General features: G+C 72.6%; 12 protein-coding genes and 2 pseudogenes. 4 read left to right on the forward strand and 10 right to left on the reverse strand.

The window, feature by feature from the left end; all coding sequences use genetic code 11:
- Nucleotides 1–107 precede the first annotated feature (107 nt).
- Entirely contained in the window at nucleotides 108–1037 is a 930-nt protein-coding gene (locus tag AB0O00_RS13365; RefSeq protein ID WP_363651215.1) for an SDR family oxidoreductase, read from the reverse strand.
- Nucleotides 1038–1277: 240 nt separating this feature from the next.
- Between AB0O00_RS13365 and AB0O00_RS13370 the strand changes: the two genes are divergently transcribed.
- Nucleotides 1278–2852 carry an MFS transporter gene (locus AB0O00_RS13370; RefSeq protein ID WP_363651216.1) on the forward strand — a complete coding sequence of 525 codons (1575 nt, stop codon included), beginning with the start codon at nucleotides 1278–1280 and terminating at the stop codon, nucleotides 2850–2852.
- 112 nt (nucleotides 2853–2964) lie between these two features.
- On the opposite strand, the gene AB0O00_RS13375 is transcribed toward AB0O00_RS13370, so the two are convergent.
- Nucleotides 2965–4566, reverse strand: a complete 1602-nt coding sequence (locus AB0O00_RS13375; protein WP_363651218.1) for a multicopper oxidase family protein — start codon at nucleotides 4564–4566, stop codon at nucleotides 2965–2967.
- A 271-nt stretch (nucleotides 4567–4837) separates the two neighbouring features.
- Here AB0O00_RS13375 and AB0O00_RS13380 point away from each other — a divergent pair, with 271 nt between their 5' ends.
- Nucleotides 4838–5266 (forward strand): hypothetical protein, encoded by a 429-nt coding sequence (locus AB0O00_RS13380; RefSeq protein WP_363651220.1) that lies wholly within the window; start codon nucleotides 4838–4840, stop codon nucleotides 5264–5266.
- A gap of 6 nt (nucleotides 5267–5272) precedes the next feature.
- Here AB0O00_RS13380 and AB0O00_RS13385 read toward each other — a convergent pair whose 3' ends face one another.
- The 5 genes and pseudogenes from AB0O00_RS13385 to AB0O00_RS13405 form a co-directional block, all read right to left on the reverse strand.
- Nucleotides 5273–6268 carry a 2-hydroxyacid dehydrogenase gene (locus tag AB0O00_RS13385; protein WP_363651222.1) on the reverse strand — a complete coding sequence of 332 codons (996 nt, stop codon included), beginning with the start codon at nucleotides 6266–6268 and terminating at the stop codon, nucleotides 5273–5275.
- A gap of 115 nt (nucleotides 6269–6383) precedes the next feature.
- Nucleotides 6384–7409 carry a 6-phosphofructokinase gene (locus tag AB0O00_RS13390; RefSeq protein WP_363651224.1) on the reverse strand — a complete coding sequence of 342 codons (1026 nt, stop codon included), beginning with the start codon at nucleotides 7407–7409 and terminating at the stop codon, nucleotides 6384–6386.
- Between the two features lie 362 nt (nucleotides 7410–7771).
- A complete protein-coding gene (locus AB0O00_RS13395) occupies nucleotides 7772–8500 on the reverse strand; it encodes a glutamine amidotransferase (RefSeq protein ID WP_363651226.1) in 729 nt (242 codons plus the stop codon).
- Nucleotides 8501–8546: 46 nt separating this feature from the next.
- Nucleotides 8547–9809 (reverse strand): MurT ligase domain-containing protein, encoded by a 1263-nt coding sequence (locus AB0O00_RS13400; RefSeq protein ID WP_363651228.1) that lies wholly within the window; start codon nucleotides 9807–9809, stop codon nucleotides 8547–8549.
- A gap of 264 nt (nucleotides 9810–10073) precedes the next feature.
- A pseudogene (locus AB0O00_RS13405) lies at nucleotides 10074–10553 on the reverse strand (GNAT family N-acetyltransferase); the annotation flags it as partial.
- A 454-nt stretch (nucleotides 10554–11007) separates the two neighbouring features.
- On the opposite strand from AB0O00_RS13405, the gene AB0O00_RS13410 reads away from it, so the two are divergent.
- Together AB0O00_RS13410 and AB0O00_RS13415 are read left to right on the forward strand one after the other, a co-directional pair.
- Entirely contained in the window at nucleotides 11008–14880 is a 3873-nt protein-coding gene (locus AB0O00_RS13410) for an amino acid adenylation domain-containing protein (protein ID WP_363651230.1), read from the forward strand.
- Nucleotides 14881–15023: 143 nt separating this feature from the next.
- On the forward strand, nucleotides 15024–15236 hold the full coding sequence (locus AB0O00_RS13415) for a hypothetical protein (RefSeq protein ID WP_363651232.1): 213 nt from the start codon (nucleotides 15024–15026) through the stop codon (nucleotides 15234–15236).
- A gap of 71 nt (nucleotides 15237–15307) precedes the next feature.
- Here AB0O00_RS13415 and AB0O00_RS13420 read toward each other — a convergent pair whose 3' ends face one another.
- The 3 genes and pseudogenes from AB0O00_RS13420 to AB0O00_RS13430 all read right to left on the reverse strand — a co-directional run.
- Nucleotides 15308–15835 carry a hypothetical protein gene (locus AB0O00_RS13420; protein WP_363651234.1) on the reverse strand — a complete coding sequence of 176 codons (528 nt, stop codon included), beginning with the start codon at nucleotides 15833–15835 and terminating at the stop codon, nucleotides 15308–15310.
- A 76-nt stretch (nucleotides 15836–15911) separates the two neighbouring features.
- Nucleotides 15912–17327: a pyridoxal-dependent decarboxylase gene (locus tag AB0O00_RS13425; RefSeq protein WP_363651236.1), complete on the reverse strand. Its 1416-nt coding sequence runs from the start codon at nucleotides 17325–17327 to the stop codon at nucleotides 15912–15914.
- Between the two features lie 124 nt (nucleotides 17328–17451).
- Nucleotides 17452–18431 (reverse strand): annotated as a pseudogene (locus tag AB0O00_RS13430) (hypothetical protein); the annotation flags it as partial.

The following is an 18431-nucleotide window of genomic DNA, read 5'->3' on the forward strand; positions in this document are numbered from 1 at the left end:
GCCGGGCGGCGGGGCGGGGGGGGGGGAACCAGCCCCGCCCCCGCGGCCCCCGCGACTGCCCGGCACCCTTCGCGAGGACGGGTGCCGGGCAGTCGCGGACGTGCCCGTTACCGGTACCCGGTGACGTCCGCCGGCTTGCCGGCCTCCTGGACCTCGACCATGTACCGCCAGCAGTCGGGCTGCGAGCCGTCGAGGTCGGTGAAGCCGTACTCCCGGGCCAGTTGCCCGCTGGAGAGCGACTCGCCGTTCCAGCGCGCGACGTCGGCGTCGCCGGCCAGCGCGGCGACGGCGCGGCCGACGTAGGCCGTGCTCTCCGAAATGCCGAAGTGCGGCTCGGTGGTCAGCGCGTCGCGCCAGGTGTCCTCGGTGACGCCGAACGTTTCGAGCATCATCTCCGAACGCATCCAGCCCGGGGTGAGCGCCACCGCCGTGCCGCCGTGCGGCTTCAGTTCGTGGGCGAGCGCGAACGCCATGCGAAGCACGCTGTTCTTGACCAGGTCGTAGAAGAACGAGTTGCGGTAGTGCTCGCGGTTGTACGCCAGCGTTCCGTCGGTCATCTCGATCACGAGCCCGCCCGGCCGGCGCACGAGCAGCGGCAGCAGGAAGTGGCTGGTGACCGCGTGGGTCTCCACGCCCAGGCGGAGCAGCCGCAGTCCGTTGTCGAGGTCCCCCTCCCACACCGTCTTGTCGAAGGTGAACAGCTTCTCGCCGCCCCAGACGTCGTTGACCAGGACGTCGAGCCCGCCCTGCTCGTTGTCGATGCGCTCGGCCAGCGCACGGACCTGCTCGGGGACCAGGTGGTCGGTGGGCACCGCGATGCCGGTGCCGCCCGCCGCGGTGACGAGCTCGGCGGTCTCCTCGATAGTCTCGGAGCGCTGGTACTCGGACTGCCGTTCGCGCGTCGTGCGGCCGGTGACGTAGACCGTTGCGCCCGCCGCGCCGAGCTGGACGGCGATGCCGCGTCCGGCTCCCCGGGTCGCCCCAGCGACCAGGGCGATCTTTCCGTGGAGGTTCGGTGCCGATGTGTCGATTCCCATTGACTTCCCTGTCCATTTCCAAGGCCTGGCCGACGCTCCGTCATTGACGTCGGCCGATGACACCACGATCTTTCCAAAAGACGAGACCTTGTGTCGTACTTTTCACTGTTTTTACCCATGGCCGATGTGGCAAGTGCCGTCAGTGAATAGGCTCTTCGCATGACTCCCGCTTCGACACCTCCGTCATCTCCGTCGTCCCCGTCATCCCCGTCATCTCCGTCGCCTGTGAAGCGGGCCGGAATGCGCGAGTGGACGGCCCTCGGCGTCCTCGCCTTACCCGCGCTGCTCATCACGCTCGACAACACCGTGCTCCACCTCGCCGTGCCGCACCTGAGCGCCGACATCCACCCCAGCGGGCTCCAACTGCTGTGGATCGTCGACATCTACAGCTTCCTGATAGCCGGTCTGCTGATCATCGCCGGCACCCTGGGCGACCGCGTCGGACGCCGCCGCCTTCTCCTCCTCGGCGCGGCCGGCTTCGGCGCCGCGTCGCTGCTCACGGCGTTCTCCCGCAGCACCGAGATGCTGATCCTCAGCCGCGCGCTGCTCGGCATCGCGGGGGCGACGCTCATGCCGTCGTCGATGTCGCTGATCCGCAACATGTTCTTCGACGCCAAGCAGCGCTCCCTCGCCTTCAGCATCTGGATCGCCTGCTTCCTGGTGGGCGGCGCGATCGGCCCGCTGGTCGGCGGCGTGCTGCTGGAGCACTTCTGGTGGGGCTCGGTCTTCCTGCTGGGCGTCCCCGCGATGGTCCTGCTGCTGGTCGTCGGCCCGGTCCTGCTGCCCGAGTACCGGGACCCGAACCCGGGCCGGATCGACCTCGCGAGCGTCGGCCTGCTGATCCTCGCCTTGCTGGCCACCGTCTTCGGCCTCAAGAAGCTGGCCGCCGACGGATTCACGCCGCTGCCCCTTGCGTCGCTCCTCCTCGGCCTCGCCGCCGGAGCGGTGTTCGCCGTGCGGCAGCGCCGGCTGAGCCACCCGCTGATCGAGCTGAAGCTGTTCCGCGAGCGGAGCTTCACCGCGTCCCTGACGACGATGGGGATCGCGCTGTTCGTGATGTCGGGTTCGCAGCTGTTCGTCGCGCAGTACCTGCAGATGGTCGTGGGGCTGTCCCCGATGAAGGCCGGACTGTCCTCCCTGCCCGCGAGCATCGGCGGCGTGGTCGGTTCGCTGCTCGCACCGCTCGCGCTGAGCCGGATGCGGGCCGCGTACGTGATGACGGTCGGCCTCGCGATCGCCCTGGTCGGCTTCGGCGTGCTGACGCAGGTCACCGCCGGGAGCGGACTGGTCACCGTGATGGTCGCGCTCGCCCTGCTCAACTTCGGTGTGGCGCCCACCATCGCGCTCGGCACCGACATGATGATCGCCTCCGCGCCGCCCGAGCGGGCCGGCGCGGTCTCCGCGGTCTCCGAGACCCTCCAGGAGATCGGCCTGGGCACGGGCATCGCGATCCTCGGCAGCGTCGGCACGGCGGTCTACCGCACGCAGGTCGCCGACGGCCTCTCCGCCGACGGGCTGTCCGCGGAGTCGGAGTCCGCGATCCGCGACACGATCGGCTCCGCCGTAGCCGAGGTCTCCCGCCTGCCGCAGGAGATCGGCGCCGAGGCCCTGGACACCGCCCGGGAGTCCTTCACCCACGCGCTCCAGTACGTGAGCGTCATCTGCACGGTGCTCACCGCCGTGGCCGTCCTCCTGGCGCTCGTCCTGCTCCGCACGGTGCCCACCGGCTCCGGCGGGGAGGGCGGAGAAGGCGGGGAGGGCGGCGGCGAGGCAGCGGCCCCGTCCCTGGACCTGGCGGACCCGCAGAAGGCCTGACGATCCGTCGGCACGGACCGGACTGCCGAACGGGGGACGGCGAAACCGCCCGGCACGTGGAGCACCCCACGTGCCGGGCGGCGGTCGTATTCGGCGGGCTTACGGACGGGCCTCAGCGCGCGACGTTCAGGTAGCTCATCATCCCGAGGTCCTCGTGGGCCGCGATGTGGCAGTGGAACATCCACTTGCCCGGGTAGTCGGCGAACGGGATCCGGATCACGATCTTCCCCGGCACCCCGCCGGACGAGGCCGGCACCGTCGCGGTGTCCTCGCGGTGGGTGTAGGGCTGCGCCACCCCGTTGACGGACACCACCTGGAAGGCGTTGGTGTGGAGGTGGAACGGGTGGTTCTCCTCAGTGTGGTTGACGATCGTCCACTCCTCGACGGTCCCGAGCCGGGCCGGGGTGTCGAAGGCGGGGGTGTCCGCCGCGAACTTCCGCCCGTTGATGAGGAAGTAGAAGGAGTCGCCCTCCTGGGCCTCGGAGAGGTCGACCGTCCGGCGGCCGGCGACGTCCGCCGCGGCGAGGTCGGCCGGGGCGGTGGGGACGGCGCCGGAGACGTCCGGCTGGCGGGTGACGGCCCGGCCGTCGACCTTGACCGTGACCAGCTCCGTGTCCGGGTAGGTGTCGCCCTGCGGGCCGTTGGTGAACGTCGTCGTGCGCAGCACGGTCTGCCCGGGGCTGGCGCCGGCGGTGACGAGGACGTCGAAGCGCTTGCCCGGCGGCAGCAGGAGGGTGTCGCGGCTGCTCACCTTCGCGACCGGGATGCCGTCCTCGCCGACGACGGTGAACCGCTGGCCGTCGAGCCGGAGCTGGTAGGTGATGTCGGCACCGGCGTTGACCAGCCGCCACAGCTGCGTCTCGTTCGGCCGCAGCGCCAGCGTGGGCCGCAGCTGACCGTTGACGAGCCGCACGGTGGGGTTGGACGGGCTGATCGTGTTCTGCACGATGCGTCCGGCGGCGTCGATCTGGGCGTCCTTGAGGACGAAGGTGTGCGCGGTGGCGCCGCGCAGGCCGGCCGGCAGCAGGGTGCGGTTGTCGCCGACGATCATGGCGCCGGAGAGGCCGGCGAAGATCTGGTTCTGGGTCTGGCCGGGGGTGAAGGCCATGTCGGCCATGTTGTGGCCGCCGTCGGCGGAACACACGGTGCCCATGGCGTGGCTGTGGTACCAGAAGGTGCCCTGGGGGTGGTCGGCCGGGATCGCGAGCCGGTAGGTGATGGCGGCGCCGGGGGAGACGCAGCTGAAGGAGTTGTCGGAGTCGTCGGTCGGCGAGACGTGCATGCCGTGGAAGTGCAGGTTGGTGGCGACCGGCAGCCGGTTGACGAGCTTGACGGTGACGGTCGACCCGGGGGAGACCCGCAGCGTCGGGGCGACCACCGTGCCGCCGCTGTAGGCCTGGCCCGACACCTGCCGCCCGGACACGTCGAACCGGCTCAGACCGGCCTCGAGCGTCACGGTGAGGTTCTGGTCGCCACCCGTCGCGTCCGCCGTCGCAGGATCGCGGAACGGCTCGCCGGCCCGCATCCCCTTCTCCTGCTCGGCCGTCGTCGGCGGCTTGGCCGGCACGTCCGGCGGCGCGGCCGCGATCGCCTGGGTGCCGAGTACGGCGGCCGATAACAGCACCGCCCCGGCGGTCAGGTAGTGGATGAGGCGCCTGGTGCGACGAATCTGCTGCCGCTGGGAAGCGGCAGCCGCTCCGGTGGCGTGGGGCATGGGCTCTCCGTATCCATATCGTCCGTATAGATAGGTGGTTGCGAGCCCAGCCTTACCGATTGATCGGTAGTGAACAAGATCTGACGGACTGTTGTCCATTCCTTTACATGCAGACGGTCGTTTTCGGTCAATTCCCGCCCGCCGGCCTGAGCGCGTTCTCGCCCGGTCGCTGAACGGGCGGGGCCCGCCGTCCGTACTTGAGGGCGCACGTGCTCGCGAGCGACAGAGCGGAGCGGCGGTCGAGGGCCGCCGCGCTACCCCTGGAGCGGTCATGACTTCCCGCGTGATCCGGACCGTACTGCTGGGCGTTGCGGCGGTCTGCGCCGTGGCCAACGCCGTGATCCACCTGATCCTCGTCCCCTCGCACCTGGAGGAGCAGCTCTACATCGGTGTCCTCTTCCTCGCCGGGAGCCTGGTGATGCTGGGCGTCGCCGCCGGCCTGGTGGTGCACCGGCGGCGGACGGCCGCCTGGCTGATCGGGTCGTCGACCAGCGCCGCGATGATCGCCGGGTTCCTGCTGTCCCGCACCGTCGGCCTGCCCGGCTACCACGAGGACGGGTGGGAGCTCCCGTACGGACCGCTCTCCCTGATCGTGGAGGCGCTCTTCGTCACCGCGTTCGTGGCCTGGCTGCGCCGCACGGACACCGCGCCGACCGGCCGGCCGCAACCACGCCCGGTCCACCGCGTGGGCGCACGCTGACCCACGTCAGGCGCGCGGGACCAGCGTGTTCTCGTTGGTCCGGCCCGCCGCGAAGTCGTCGACGTTGCGGGCCGTCGCCTCGATGATCTGGCCGACCGCCGTGCGCGTGAAGTACGCCTGGTGGGAGGTCACCACCACCTGGGGGAAGGTCACCAGGCGGGCCAGGACGTCGTCGGTGATGCCCTGGATGGAGCGGTCGGTGAAGAAGACGCCGGTCTCCTCCTCGTACACGTCCAGGCCCACGCCCGACAGCCGGCCCGCGCGAAGCGTCTCGACCAGGGCCGCGCTGTCCACCAGCCCGCCGCGGCTGGAGTTCACCAGGATCGCGTCGTCCTTCATCCGCGCCAGCGCCGCCGCGTCGATCAGGTGGTGGGTCGCCGGGAGGAGCGGCACGTGCAGGCTCACCAGGTCGGCGCGGGCCAGGAGTTCGGGCAACTCCGTGTAGGTCATGCCGAGTTCGAGGCAGGCCGGGTTCGGCGCGAGGTCCCAGCCGAGCAGTTCGGTGCCGAACCCGGCGGCGATCCGGGCGAAGCACTGGCCGATCTTGCCGGTGCCGATCACCCCGACCGTCATCCCGTGCACGTCCCGCCCGAGCAGCCCGTCCAGGCGGAAGTCGAACTCCCGGCTGCGCCCGGCGGCCCGGACGATCCGCCGGTTCACGGCGAGCGCGAGCGTCCACGCGTGCTCGGCGACGGCGTACGGGCTGTAGTGGGAGACCCGGGCGACGGTCAGGCCGAGGTCGGCGGCGGCGTCGAGGTCGATGTTGTTGAAGCCGGTGGAGCGTTGCGCGATCAGCTTGGTGCCGCCCGACGCCAGGACGGCGAGGGTCTCGGCGTCCAGGACGGCGTTGACGCTGCTGCTGACGGCCGGGTAGCCGGCGGCGAGGGGCGCGGTGTCGCGGTTGAGGAACATGCTCAGGCAGCGCAACTCGTGCCGCCCGGCGAAGGCCTCTTCCAGCAGCGGCCGTTCGTCGGCCTGCACCCCGTACGCGAGGATTTCCATGCGGCGCTCCTTCCTCCAGCGGTCCCACGCTAACCCGGGCCGGCGCAGGAACGCCCGCCGGACGCACGGGAGCCCCCGGCCGTACGACCGGGGGCTCCGCAGCGAGAGGAAGAGGTCAGAGGACCGTCTCGGCCTCCAGGTAGCGCTCCTGCGGGACGGTCTTCAGCTCGGCGACCGCCTCGGCGAGCGGGACCAGGTTGATGTTGGTGCCCTGCAGCGCCGTGATGTGCCCGAACGCGCCCTTGTGGACGGCCTCGACGGCGTGCCAGCCGAAGCGGGTGGCGAGCACCCGGTCGTAGGCGGTCGGGGTGCCGCCGCGCTGGGTGTGGCCGAGGATCACCGGGCGGGCCTCCTTGCCGAGCCGGTGCTCCAGCTCGCGGGAGAGCTGCGTCGCGATGCCGGTGAACCGCTCGTGGCCGTAGATGTCCTTGACGCCCTCCTCCCAGTGCATGGTGCCGGGCTCGGGCTTGGCGCCCTCGGCGCAGACCACGATGGCGAACTTCTTCTGCCGGTCGAAGCGTTCGCGCACGACGGCGGTCAGCTGCTCGATGTGGAACGGCCGCTCGGGGACGACGATCGCGTGCGCGCCCGCCGCCATGCCCGCGTTGAGGGCGATCCAGCCGGTGTGGCGGCCCATGACCTCGACGACCATGACCCGCTGGTGGGACTCGGCGGTGGTCTTCAGCCGGTCCAGGGCCTCGGTCGCGACCGAGACGGCGGTGTCGAAGCCGAAGGTCACGTCGGTTGCGGCGATGTCGTTGTCGATCGTCTTCGGCACGCCGACGATCGGCAGGCCCGCGTCGCTCATCAGCTTGGCGGCCTTGAGGGTGCCCTCGCCGCCGATCGGGATGACGGCGTCCAGGCCGAGGTCCTGGCAGTACTTCTTGGCGCGCTCGACGCCGTCGCGCAGGTGGCTCGGCTGCACCCGGGAGGAGCCGAGGATCGTGCCGCCCTGGGCGAGGATGCCGCTCACCGAGTCCAGGGTGAGGGGGCGGTGGTGGCCCTCCAGGAAGCCGCGCCACCCGTCCTCGAACCCGATGATCTCGTCGCCGTGGTCGACCACCCCCCGGTGGACCACGGAACGGATCACCGCGTTCAGTCCGGGGCAGTCACCGCCGCTGGTCAGCACTCCGATACGCATTAGCTTTGCAACTCCCGAGCAGAACCGAGGAACGGCCGGACTACAGGCTGGGACGACGAGCCGTCACCGTGGCGGTGCGGTCCCGCGCCGGGACGACGTGGGGCTGACCGTGGGGTGAAGGATCGGCCGAATCGGGCACAACGCCCGAAAACGGCCGCGATGTCGAGCATACGACCCCTGGTCCGGCCGGGCAGGAGCCGACGCGGGAGCGGCGCCGTCGGCGCCCCCGCGTGGAAGTGCAGCCTGCTGCCGAGGAGGGTGTGCAGCCGGCAGCCCCCATTGTCGTACGTTCCGGGCCGCCCGTGGACCGGGTGACCGCATCGCGGGCACCCGGCCGGGGCGTACGGGGCGTACGGGGCTTACTACTGGGGGCGCGTCGTGGCGGCGATGCGCTCGGCGCGCAGCGCGTCGTACCAGGTGGTGTCGGCCGGCGGCAGGGCGTTGACGTCCAGTGCCAGCTTGATCAGCATGTCCGCGACCGCGGGGTTGCGGGCCAGCACCGGGCCGTGCAGGTAGGTGCCGAAGACGGTGTCCCGCCAGGCGCCCTCGGTGCCGTCGCCGGTGCCGTTGCCCCGGCCCACGGTGACGGTGGCGAAGGGCTGGACGCCCTGGCCGAGGTGGGTGACGCCCTGGTGGTTCTCGAAGCCGGTCAGCTGCGGCAGGCCGAGCCGCGGGTCGACGTCGGCGAGCACGTCGCCGACGCACCGGGCGCCCTCGCCGCGGGTGGTCCAGACGTCGAGCAGGCCGAGGCCCGGCTCGCGCTCGCCGAGGTCGTTGACGAACTCGTGGCCCATGATCTGGAAGCCGGCGCAGACGCCGAAGATGATCGCGCCGTTCTCGGCGGCCCGCACCAGGCCGCTGTCGGCGCGCAGCCGCTCGGCGGCCAGCCGCTGCGGCCGGTCCTCGCCGCCGCCGATCAGGTAGATGTCCCCGCTGGTGGGGACCGCCTGGTCGGAGCGGACGTCGATCCGGGTCACGTTGAGATGGCGCTGGCGGGCCCGGCGCTCCACGACCAGGGCGTTGCCGCGGTCGCCGTAGGTGCTGAGCAGGTCCGGGTAGACCCAGACCACGCGCAGGCTGCTCTCACTCATCCTCGAAGGCCTTCCGTCACGAAAAGAGGGGCGTGGGGGCGCGGCATCAGCCGGCCACGACCTTCCGCAGCTGCTGGAAGGCGGTGTAGTTGGCGATGGCCTCGATCCGGCCGGGCGGGGCCATCCGGACGGCCTGCTCCAGCGTGTCGACCACGTGGAACTGCAGCCCGGCGACCTCCAGGCGGACGGCCAGGTCCAGCTTGCGCTGGCCCATCACGAAGACCGGGTGCCCGGCGAGGCGCTCGTAGTCGACGTCCCACAGCCAGGAGGTGTCGGTGCCGTCGGCGTCGAGGGCGTTGACGGAGAGGATGACCGGCGCGGGCGGGCCGTCGATCAGCGAGAAGGTCTCCAGCCAGCCGGCCGGGTTCTTGGCGAGCAGCAGCCGGATGTCGCGGCCCTGGTACTGGACGACGTCGTAGCGGCCGGCGACGGCCGTCACCGAGCGCATCCGCTCCAGCGCGACCTGCGGCGAGACGCCGAAGACGGCGGCGACGGCGGCCGAGCTGGTGGCGTTGGCCAGGTTGGCCCGGCCGGGCAGCTGGAGCTGGATCGGCCAGGCGCCGCGCTGCGGGTCGATGACGTGGGTGCCCTGGAGGGCCCAGTGCGGGTTGGGACGGCGGAAGCCGCACTCCTGGCAGAACCAGTCGTCGCCGGGGCGCTGCATGACGCCGCCGCACGCGGGGCAGGACCAGGCGTCCTCCTTCCAGGCCTGTCCGGCGGCCACCCAGACCACCTTCTTGCAGGAGGAGGCGGCCCAGGTCACCAGCGGGTCGTCGGCGTTGGCGACGACCACGGCCTCGGTGTCCTGGAGGCCCTCGCGCCACTTCTCGGCCATCATCCGGGTCTCGGCGGCGCGGTCGAGCTGGTCGCGGGAGAGGTTGAGCAGGGCGATCGCCTTGGGGCGGGTGTCGCGGGCGACGCCGGCCAGGTACTTCTCGTCGACCTCGATCACGCCGAAGCGGGCGTCCGAGCCGCCGGCCAGGGCGGAGGTGATGCCGGCCGGCATGTTGGCGCCGAGGGCGTTGGAGACCACCGGGCCGGCGGCGCGCAGCGCCTCGGCGATCAGGCGGGTGGTCGTGGTCTTGCCGTTGGTGGCGCTGACCAGCACCACGTCGAGGTGGTCGGCGAGGGTGGCGAGGAGGTCGGGGTCGAGCCTGAGGGCGACCTTGCCGCCGATCACCGAGCCGCTGCCGCGACCGGCCTTGCGCGACACGGCGGCCGCGACCTTGCCGGCGGTGACCGCGATCTTGGCGCGGGCCGGCAGGGAGGCGTCGCGCGCGCCTGTGGGCTCCGATTCGGTGCCTGCCATGCTCAGTGGTTCCTCCTTGCTGCGACACCGCCCGGGGTCCGGTTAACGGGCCGTCGGGCGGCGGGGACGGGGCCAGCCTACCGACTCCGTCATCCGGCTCGACGATCCGGACCCCGCGCCGCCTGCTGCGACGCGCCCTCGGAGCCCGCTGTGGGCGCGCTGACGCGACGTCAGAAAAGGCGGTGTACGGAGGGGGCTCCCGCCACTGGGAGGACGTCGGCGGAGGGCCGGACGGTTCCCGGTGAGAATGTGGTGAAGAAATGATCAGCAGGCCGGGTGGTGCGGCGCCGGCTCCGCGCCCGCCAGGGCGGCGGTGATCACGAGGGTGCCGTCCTCGGCCCGGAACTCCAGCGGCACGGACAGCCGCCGCATCGCCGCGATCAGACCCGCGTTCGAGGCGTGCGTCACCGCGTACACGGTGCCGATCCCGGCCCGCCGGGCCATCGCGGCCAGCCGGCGCAGCAGGGCCAGGCCGAGCCCGCGCCGCTGCCAGGCGTCCTCCACCAGGACGGCCAGCTCGGCCTCGCCGTCGTCCCACATCAGGTGCCCGAGGGCGACGATCCGCCCGTCCGCGGCCGTCACCGCGAGGCTGCGCCCGTGCCGGCCGTCCAGCAGGTGGTCCAGGTGGCGGTCGGAGTCGCGCACCGGCCCGTGGTAGCGCAGCCGCAGCGAGGCGGGGGAGCAGCGCTCGTGCATCGCGCGGGCCTCGGCCTTGTCCCCGGGCCCGGCCGCGCGGACGGTCAGCCCGGTCGCGTCCGCTAGGGGCAGCGGAGCGGGGAAGGCCTCATCCACGGCGTGCGCCCGGATCACCGCCGGGTGCGCCCGGGCGGCCCGGAGCGGACCGTCGAGGACCGCCACCCTCCCGCCGGGCGCTTCGGGCACCGCGCACCTGCGGTCCGACCAGCCGAAAGACCGGGTCCAGAGCCGTTCGAAGCGCGTGTGCGTTGCCGTCATGGAGGCGACGCTACCGACACCGCGCTTCGGCGCGGTTACGTGATCGTGAACGCACGAGTGCCCGGGACGGACCCGGGACGAGCCCAAGACCGGACCGGGACCGGACCGGGATGGATCCGGCAGAGGTCCAGACCGGTGCCTCATGTGACCGGGACAACGGGCGGCCGACGGTGGAGCACGTGCCCGGCGCTCCTGGCGACCTCAGGACGCCGGGGCGTGTCAGTCCACGAACGAAGGCTCTCCCATGCGTACCACCCCGTCCGTCCCCGCCGCCGCGACCACCGTCCTGCCGCACGCCCGCCGCGCCCCCGCCGCCACCGCGCTCACCGGCCTGCTCGACCACCAGGTCCGCACCCGGCCCGCCGGCGTCGCCGTCGTCGGCGAGGGCCGCGTCCTCACCTTCCTGGGGCTGCGCGAGGACGCCCGCCGCCTGGCCGCCCGGCTGCGCCGCCTGGGCGCCGGGGCGGACACCCCCGTCGGGCTGTTCGCCGAGCCGTCGGCCGAGCTGGTCGCCGGCGCCTGGGGCGTCCTGTACGCCGGGGCCGGCTACCTGCCGCTGTCGCCCGAGTACCCCGAGGACCGGCTGCGCTACATGATCGAGGACAGCGGCACCCGGATCGTCGTCACCCAGGACCACCTGCGCGAGCGCCTCGCCGCGCTGGCGCCCGCCAGCACCGAGGTCGTCACGCTCGCGGACGCCCCGGCCGCCGGTCCGGACGACGGCGGCCACCCGGCGCCGGAGTCGCTCGCCTACGTCATCTACACCTCCGGCAGCACCGGCCGCCCCAAGGGCGTCGCGATCGAGCACGGCTCCGTCGTCTCCCAGCTGCGCTGGATGCGCACCGCCGGCCACCTCGACGAGACCGTCACCGTGCTGCAGAAGACGCCGATGAGCTTCGACGCCGCCCAGTGGGAGATCCTCGCCCCGGCCGTCGGCGCCCGCGTCGTCGCCGGCACGCCCGGCCTGTACCGCGACCCGGAGGCGCTCGTCGCCGCCGTCCGCCGCCACGGCGTGACCGCGCTGCAGTGCGTGCCGACCCTGCTCCAGGCGCTGCTCGACACCGAGGGCTTCACCGACTGCCGCAGCCTGACCAGGATCTTCTCCGGCGGCGAGGCGCTCTCGCTGCGCCTGGCCCGCGACCTCACCGCCGCCCTGCCGTGGACGACCCTGGTCAACCTGTACGGGCCGACCGAGTGCACGATCAACGCGACCGCGCACGTCGTCGACCCGGCCGCGCTCGGCGACGGCGCCGGGGCGGTGCCGATCGGCCGGCCGGTCGACGGCACCCAGTGCTACGTCCTGGACGGCGACCTCGCCCCGGTGAGCGCCGGTGAGGCCGGCGAGCTGTACATCGGCGGCGTTCAGCTGGCCCGCGGCTACCTGCACCGCCCCGAGCTGACCGCCGAGCGCTTCGTCCCGTCACCGTTCGCCCCGCACGAGCGGCTCTACCGCACCGGCGACCTCGCGCACTGGAACCCGGACGGCACCCTCCAGTTCGCCGGCCGCGTCGACAACCAGGTCAAGCTGCGCGGCTACCGGGTCGAGCTGGACGAGATCGCCCGCGCGATCGAGGAGCACACCTGGGTCCGCCGCTCGGCCGCGCTCGTCACCGCCGACGAGCGCACCGGCCATCAGAACCTGGTCGCCTGCGTCGAGCTGAACCCGCGTGAGGCCGCCCTGATGGACCAGGGCAACCACGGCCGCCACCACCAGTCCAAGGCCGGCCGCCTCCAGGTCAAGGCCCAGCTCTCCGACCCCGGCCTGCGCGACCTCGCCCAGCTGGCCGGCCGCCCGCACGTCGAACTGCCCGGCCGCCGCGGGACGGCCGCCCAGCGCCGCGAGGTCTTCGCCCGCAAGACCTACCGCTTCTACGAGAGCGGCCCCGTCACCCGCGACGACCTCACCGCGCTGCTCGCCCCGCGCCCCGCGGGCGCCTTCGGGCGCGGCCTGGACCTGCTGAGCATGCCCGAACTCGGCCGCATCCTGCGGTGGTTCGGCCAGTTCCACAGTGAGGAGCGGCTGCTGCCCAAGTACGCCTACGCCTCGCCCGGCGCGCTGTACGCGACCCAGCTCTACCTGGAGACCGGCGGCCTCGACGGGCTCGCGGCCGGCCTGTACTACTACCACCCCGTCGAGCACAGCCTCATACGCATCGGCGATGCGGAGCAGCGTGAGGCCGCGTACCTGACGCTGCACTTCGCCGGCAAGACCGGCGCCATCGCGCCCGTGTACACCAACAACATCCGCGAGGTGCTGGAGTTCGAGACCGGCCACATGCTGGGCGTCTTCGAGGAGGTGCTGCCCGAGTACGGTCTCGACGTCCGCCCGCTCGGCTTCCACCCGGCCGTCAAGGACCGGTTGGACGTCGCCGACGAGGACCACTACCTGGGCAGCTTCGCCGTCGTGCGCGGCGACGGCACCCCGCAGGCCGACCCCACCGAGGTGTACGTCCAGGCCCACGACGACCGGGTCGAGGGCCTGCCGGCCGGCCTGTACCGCCACGCCGACGGCGAGCTGACCCGCGTCTCCGACGACGTCGTGCAGTCGCGCCACGTCATCGCGATCAACCAGGCCGTCTACGCCCGCTCGTCGTTCGGCATCACCGCCGTCGGCCGGTCCGGCGAGGAGTGGCTGCAGTACATCGCCCTCGGCACCAAGCTGCACCACCTCCAGCGCAACGGCCTGTCGTTCGGCTTCATGTCCTCCGGCTACAGCTCCAAGTCCGGCCACCCGCTGCCCGCTTCGCGCCGGTTCGACGAGATCCTCGCCGCCGCCGGCATCGCCACCGGCCCGTCGTACTTCTTCCTCGGCGGCAAGGTCAGCGAGGAGCAGATCGCCAGCGAGGGCATGCACGAGGACACCGTCCACATGAAGGGACCGGCCGAGATCATCAAGGACGAGCTCGCCAACCTCCTGCCCGACTACATGCTCCCCAACCGCGTCCTCGTGCTGGACGCCCTGCCGCTGACCGCCAACGGCAAGGTCGACCTCAAGGCGCTCGCCGCCTCGGACACCGTCCGCGAGGCCGACGTCCGCAGCGAGTACGTCGCCCCGGCCACCCCGCACGAGCGCCGGCTCGCCGAGGCCTGGGGTGAGGCGCTCAAGTACGACCATGTATCTGCAGCGGACGAGTTCTTCGCCGCCGGCGGCAACTCGCTGATCGCCGTCGCCCTGGTCAACCGGATCAACCGCGAGTTCGGCACCGCCCTGCCGCTCCAGGTCGTCTTCGAGTGCCCCAAGCTCGCCGACCTCGCCGCCCGCATCGCCGACGCGACGTCCGGTGCCACAGCGGAGGCCTCCTCGCGGCTCATCCCGCTGCACCCCGGCGCCCCCGAACGCCCGGTGTTCTGCTGGCCCGGCCTCGGCGGCTACCCGATGAACCTGCGCCTGCTCGGCCGCGAGGCGAGCGACGGACGCGCCTTCTACGGCATCCAGGCACACGGCATCAACCCGGGCGAGACGCCGTACCCGACCATCCGCGAGATGGCCGCCGCCGACGTCGCCGAACTGCGCCGCCTCCAGCCCGAGGGCCCGTACACGCTGTGGGGCTACTCCTTCGGCGCCCGCGTCGCCTTCGAGGCCGCCTGGCAGCTGGAGCAGGCCGGTCAGCGGGTCGAGAACCTGCTGCTCATCTGCCCCGGCAACCCGAAGGTGCGCCAGGCCGACGGACGGCAGTGGGGCCGCGAGTCCTCGTACGCCAACCCGGCGTACGTGACCATCCTCTTCTCGGTGTTCGCCGGCGCGATCAGCGGCCCCGACCTGGAGCGCTGCCTCGCCGAGAGCACCGACGAGGACGCCTTCGTCGCCTCCGTCCACCGGCTGCTGCCCGCGCTGGACGAGGAGTTGATCCGCCGCATCACCCGGATCGTCGGCGAGACCTACGAGTTCGAGTACAGCTTCCGCGAACTCGCCGAGCGCCGGCTGGACGCGCCGGTGACCATCTTCAAGGCCTCCGGCGACGACTACTCCTTCATCGAGGGCAGCTCCGGCTACTCCGCCACCCCGCCCACCGTCGTCGACCTCGCCGGCGACCACTACGGCGTCCTCAAGGAGCACGGCGTCGTCGAACTCGTCGCCGCGATCCGGGCCCTGGAGCGGATGGCCGGTGAGGACTGAGAGGACTGGGAAGCCCGGGAGGACTGAGAGGACTGACGCGGACACGCTCACGGATGGCCCAGAATCCGTGAGCCCGCTGGCCCCTTCGGATAGGGATGGCTCGGCTCTGCGCCGATCCCACCTCGACCCGAAGGGGCTTCCCCGTGCTCGCCAAGAAGACCGCACTCGCCTGCTGCGCCCTGCTCCTCGCCGCCCCGTCGGCCCTCGCCCAGTCGGCAGCCGCCGACAGCAACAACCACGGCCCCAAGACCCCGCAGGAGGCCGCCGCCTGCAGGTCCGTGACCGGCTCCCTCCTCGGCGGCTTCGGCTCGATGCTCGGCAGCGCCGTCTGCGTCGTCCAGCCCGACAACGGCTGACCGTCCCACCGCCCCCCGGGCCGCCCCCCGCCCGAGCTGCGGTCGGGCGGCCCCGGCGGGATGTCGCGCGCTCAGGCGAGGCGGGTCGGGGTGTCGAGGAGGTCGTGGCCGCCGGTCGTGACGAGGGTGGCCAGGTCGGTGCTGGTGAGGGCGTGCGGGGCGCGGAGGAAGAACTCGTCGACGGTGCCCCGGGGGAGGGGGTGGGACTGCATCGAGACGATGGCGATCTGCTGTTCGGCGAAGGCGGTGCACACGCGGGCCAGGCCTGCGGGGGAGTCCTGGACGGTGGTGCGGACCCGCCACAGGGTGGTGGCGCCGGGGTCGGGGGCGGGCGCCGGCGCCGGGGGCGCGTGCAGGTGGTGGCGGTGGGACCACCACGAGTGGAACAGCGTCGTGGCGATCAGCGCCACCGCCGAGGCGGCGAGCAGCACCGGACCGTCGTGGCCCTTGATGACGACCTTGGCGACGAGGTCGGCCGCCGTCACGGAGACGAAGACGGCGGCGAGCTCGACGGTGTCGCGGCGCCAGCGGTGGGTGCGGGAGGGCGTGGGCTTTGCGGAGGTGCGGACGGCTGTCGTGGTGTGCTCCGGGTGCTCCATGACACCACTGTCCCCACCTGGTGTTTCCCGTCCACGAACCTTCCGTGACCTGCTGGTTAAGGTCTCTCTCCGTGCGTTACGACCGCAGGTCCGCCGCGGCGGCCTTCACCTCGGCGAGGAGCAGCTCCAGGTCCGCCTCGGTCGTGTCGGGGTTCAGCAGGCAGGCGCGCAGCATCTCCGTCCCGTCCAGGCGGGCGCCGGTCACGAAGACCTTTCCGCGTCGCTGCACGGCGACGGGCAGGTCCCGGTTGAGCGCGTCGAGGGCCTCCCCGTCCAGCCCGGCGGGGCGGTAGCGGAACGCGACGATCGAGGTCTGCACCTCGGCCAGCAGCTCCAGTTCGTCGTCCGCGTCGATCAGGTCGCCGAGCCGGCGGGCCAGGGCGGTGCAGCGCGCGATGTCGCGGGAGAGGCCGGCGCGGCCCTTGTGGGCGATGGTGGCCCACACCTTGAGCGCGCGGAACGGGCGGGTCTGCTCGGTGCCGTACTCGGAGAACCAGCCGAGCTCGCCCGCCGCCTCGTCGCGCAGGTAGGACGGCACGAGGCTGAAGGTGCCGCGCAGCTCGTCGGTGTCGCGGACCAGCGCGCAGCCGCAGTCGACCGGCACGCCGAGCCACTTGTGCGGGTCGAGGGCGAGCGAGTCGGCGCGCTCCAGCCCGGCGTAGCGGTGGGCGATGGCGGGGTCGAGGACGCCGAAGGCGCCGTACGCGCCGTCGACGTGCAGCCACAGGCCCTGCTCCTCGCACAGGTCGGCGATCGGGTCGAAGGCGTCGACGGCGCCGGTGCCGACGGTGCCGGCCGAGGCGACGACGAGGAAGGGCAGCAGTCCGGCGGCGCGGTCGCGCTCGATCGCGGCGCGGAGGCCGGCGGGGTCGAGGAGGCCGTCCGGGCCGGTGGCGACGGTGCGCAGGTGCTTGGTGCCGAGGCCGAGGAGCTCGGCGGCCTTGCGCACGCAGGAGTGCGTCTCGCCGGTGACGTAGCCGACCAGCGGGGGCATCCCGGCGAGGCCGTCCTCGCGGACGTCCCACCCGGCGCGGCGGGCGGCGCGGTTCCGGGCGGCGGCGAGGCAGACGATGGTGGCCATCGAGGTGCCGGAGGTGAGCAGGCCGCCGCCGGCCGGGTGCGGGAAGCCGACGAGCTCGGCGATCCAGCGGACGACGGCGCGCTCCAGGTGGACGTCGGCGTGGTCGCCGCCGGCGGAGCTGGGGTTCATGGCGGAGGCGGCGAGCGTGGCGAGGACGCCGGCGGGGGCGGGGGCGGAGTTGACCCAGCCGAAGAAGCGCGGGCTGCCGTTGCCCATGGGGTGGGGGAGGACGTCCCGGCCGATGGCCTCGACGAGCTCGGCGAGCGGGCGGCCGCCGGCGGGCAGCGGGGCGTCCAGGAGGGCGCTGCGGGCGGCGTCGTCCATGGGCTGCCAGACGGGACGCTCGGGCAGGTCGGCGAGGTAGTCGGAGACCAGGTCGGCGGTGGCGTGGGCGGCGGCGCGGAAGTCCATCAGGCGTGCTCCGGTGCTACGGGGGAGGCGCGGCGTCCTCGGCGCACCCTGATCAGGTGATGGTACGGAAAGGGCCCGCGCCGTGCGGCGCGGGCCCTCCAGACGAGACGGCCGGACGGGACTGTCAGTCGAGCGAGGCGGAGAGCCCGCTCGCGGAGCGGCAGTAGCCCTGCATCTCCTTGTTGGTGATCTTGGCGCAGAGCCGTCCGGCCGCGCCGCCGTCGGTGTAGTTCACCGTGTAGTAGCTGACCAGGCCCTCCGCGCAGGCCTTGCGCTGCCAGCCGTCGGCGGCCGTCGCGCACTGCTGGGCGGCCCAGTCCTCCCGGTCGAGGTTGTACTTCATCGTCCGCGAGCCGACGCCCCGGCTGCAGTCGACGGCCCCGCCGCTCGCCTTGCCGTTGAGGCACCACTTGAGGGCGTCGGCGTACACCTCGGGGTGGTTCGGGTAGTCGTGCGAGGAGAGGTAGAAGGTCGGCGCGTAGAAGTAGCACGCGGACTGGAACAGCGCCGGCTGGTCCTTGCACGGGTAGAGCGGGTCCTGGGCGAGCTTGTCGGCGGGCAGGTTCGCCTTGGCCTGCTCGTCCTCCTCGTCCGGGCCGAAGAGCTGCATGAACAGGCCCTCGGAGCAGCGGATCCGGTTCTGGTCGGTGGTGAACTTGTTGCACAGGTCGCGGGCCTTGGCGACGTCCTGCTTTGCGACGAACATCGTGCCGTGGCCGACGCCGTGGATGCACGGGCCGCTGTTCTTGGGAGCGCACAGCTTGAGCAGGTCCACCTCGGGCTGGGTGGAGGCGTTCAGCATCTCCTCGACGGCGCCGTGCAGGTAGCCGGCCGCGCAGGTCTCGTGCGGGAAGGAGATGACCTTCTGGAAGTCGGCGTTGAACCGCTTGACGGCCGCGTGCCCGAGCTCGTGCGCGATCGGGTGGCAGAACCGCACGGTGTACGGCTTCTCCTTGGTGATCTTGTCGAGGTCGGCGAGGGCGACGCCGGGGTCGGTGGCGTCCATCTCGGCCATCAGCTTGTTGCGCAGTGTCGAGCGGGTCCAGACCGCCGGGTCGCCGGTCGGGGTGGCGCTCGCGGCGCCCGTGGTGGCGGCCGGCCGGG

The organism is Kitasatospora sp. NPDC093558 (assembly GCF_040683475.1).
GTDB lineage: Bacteria > Actinomycetota > Actinomycetes > Streptomycetales > Streptomycetaceae > Kitasatospora.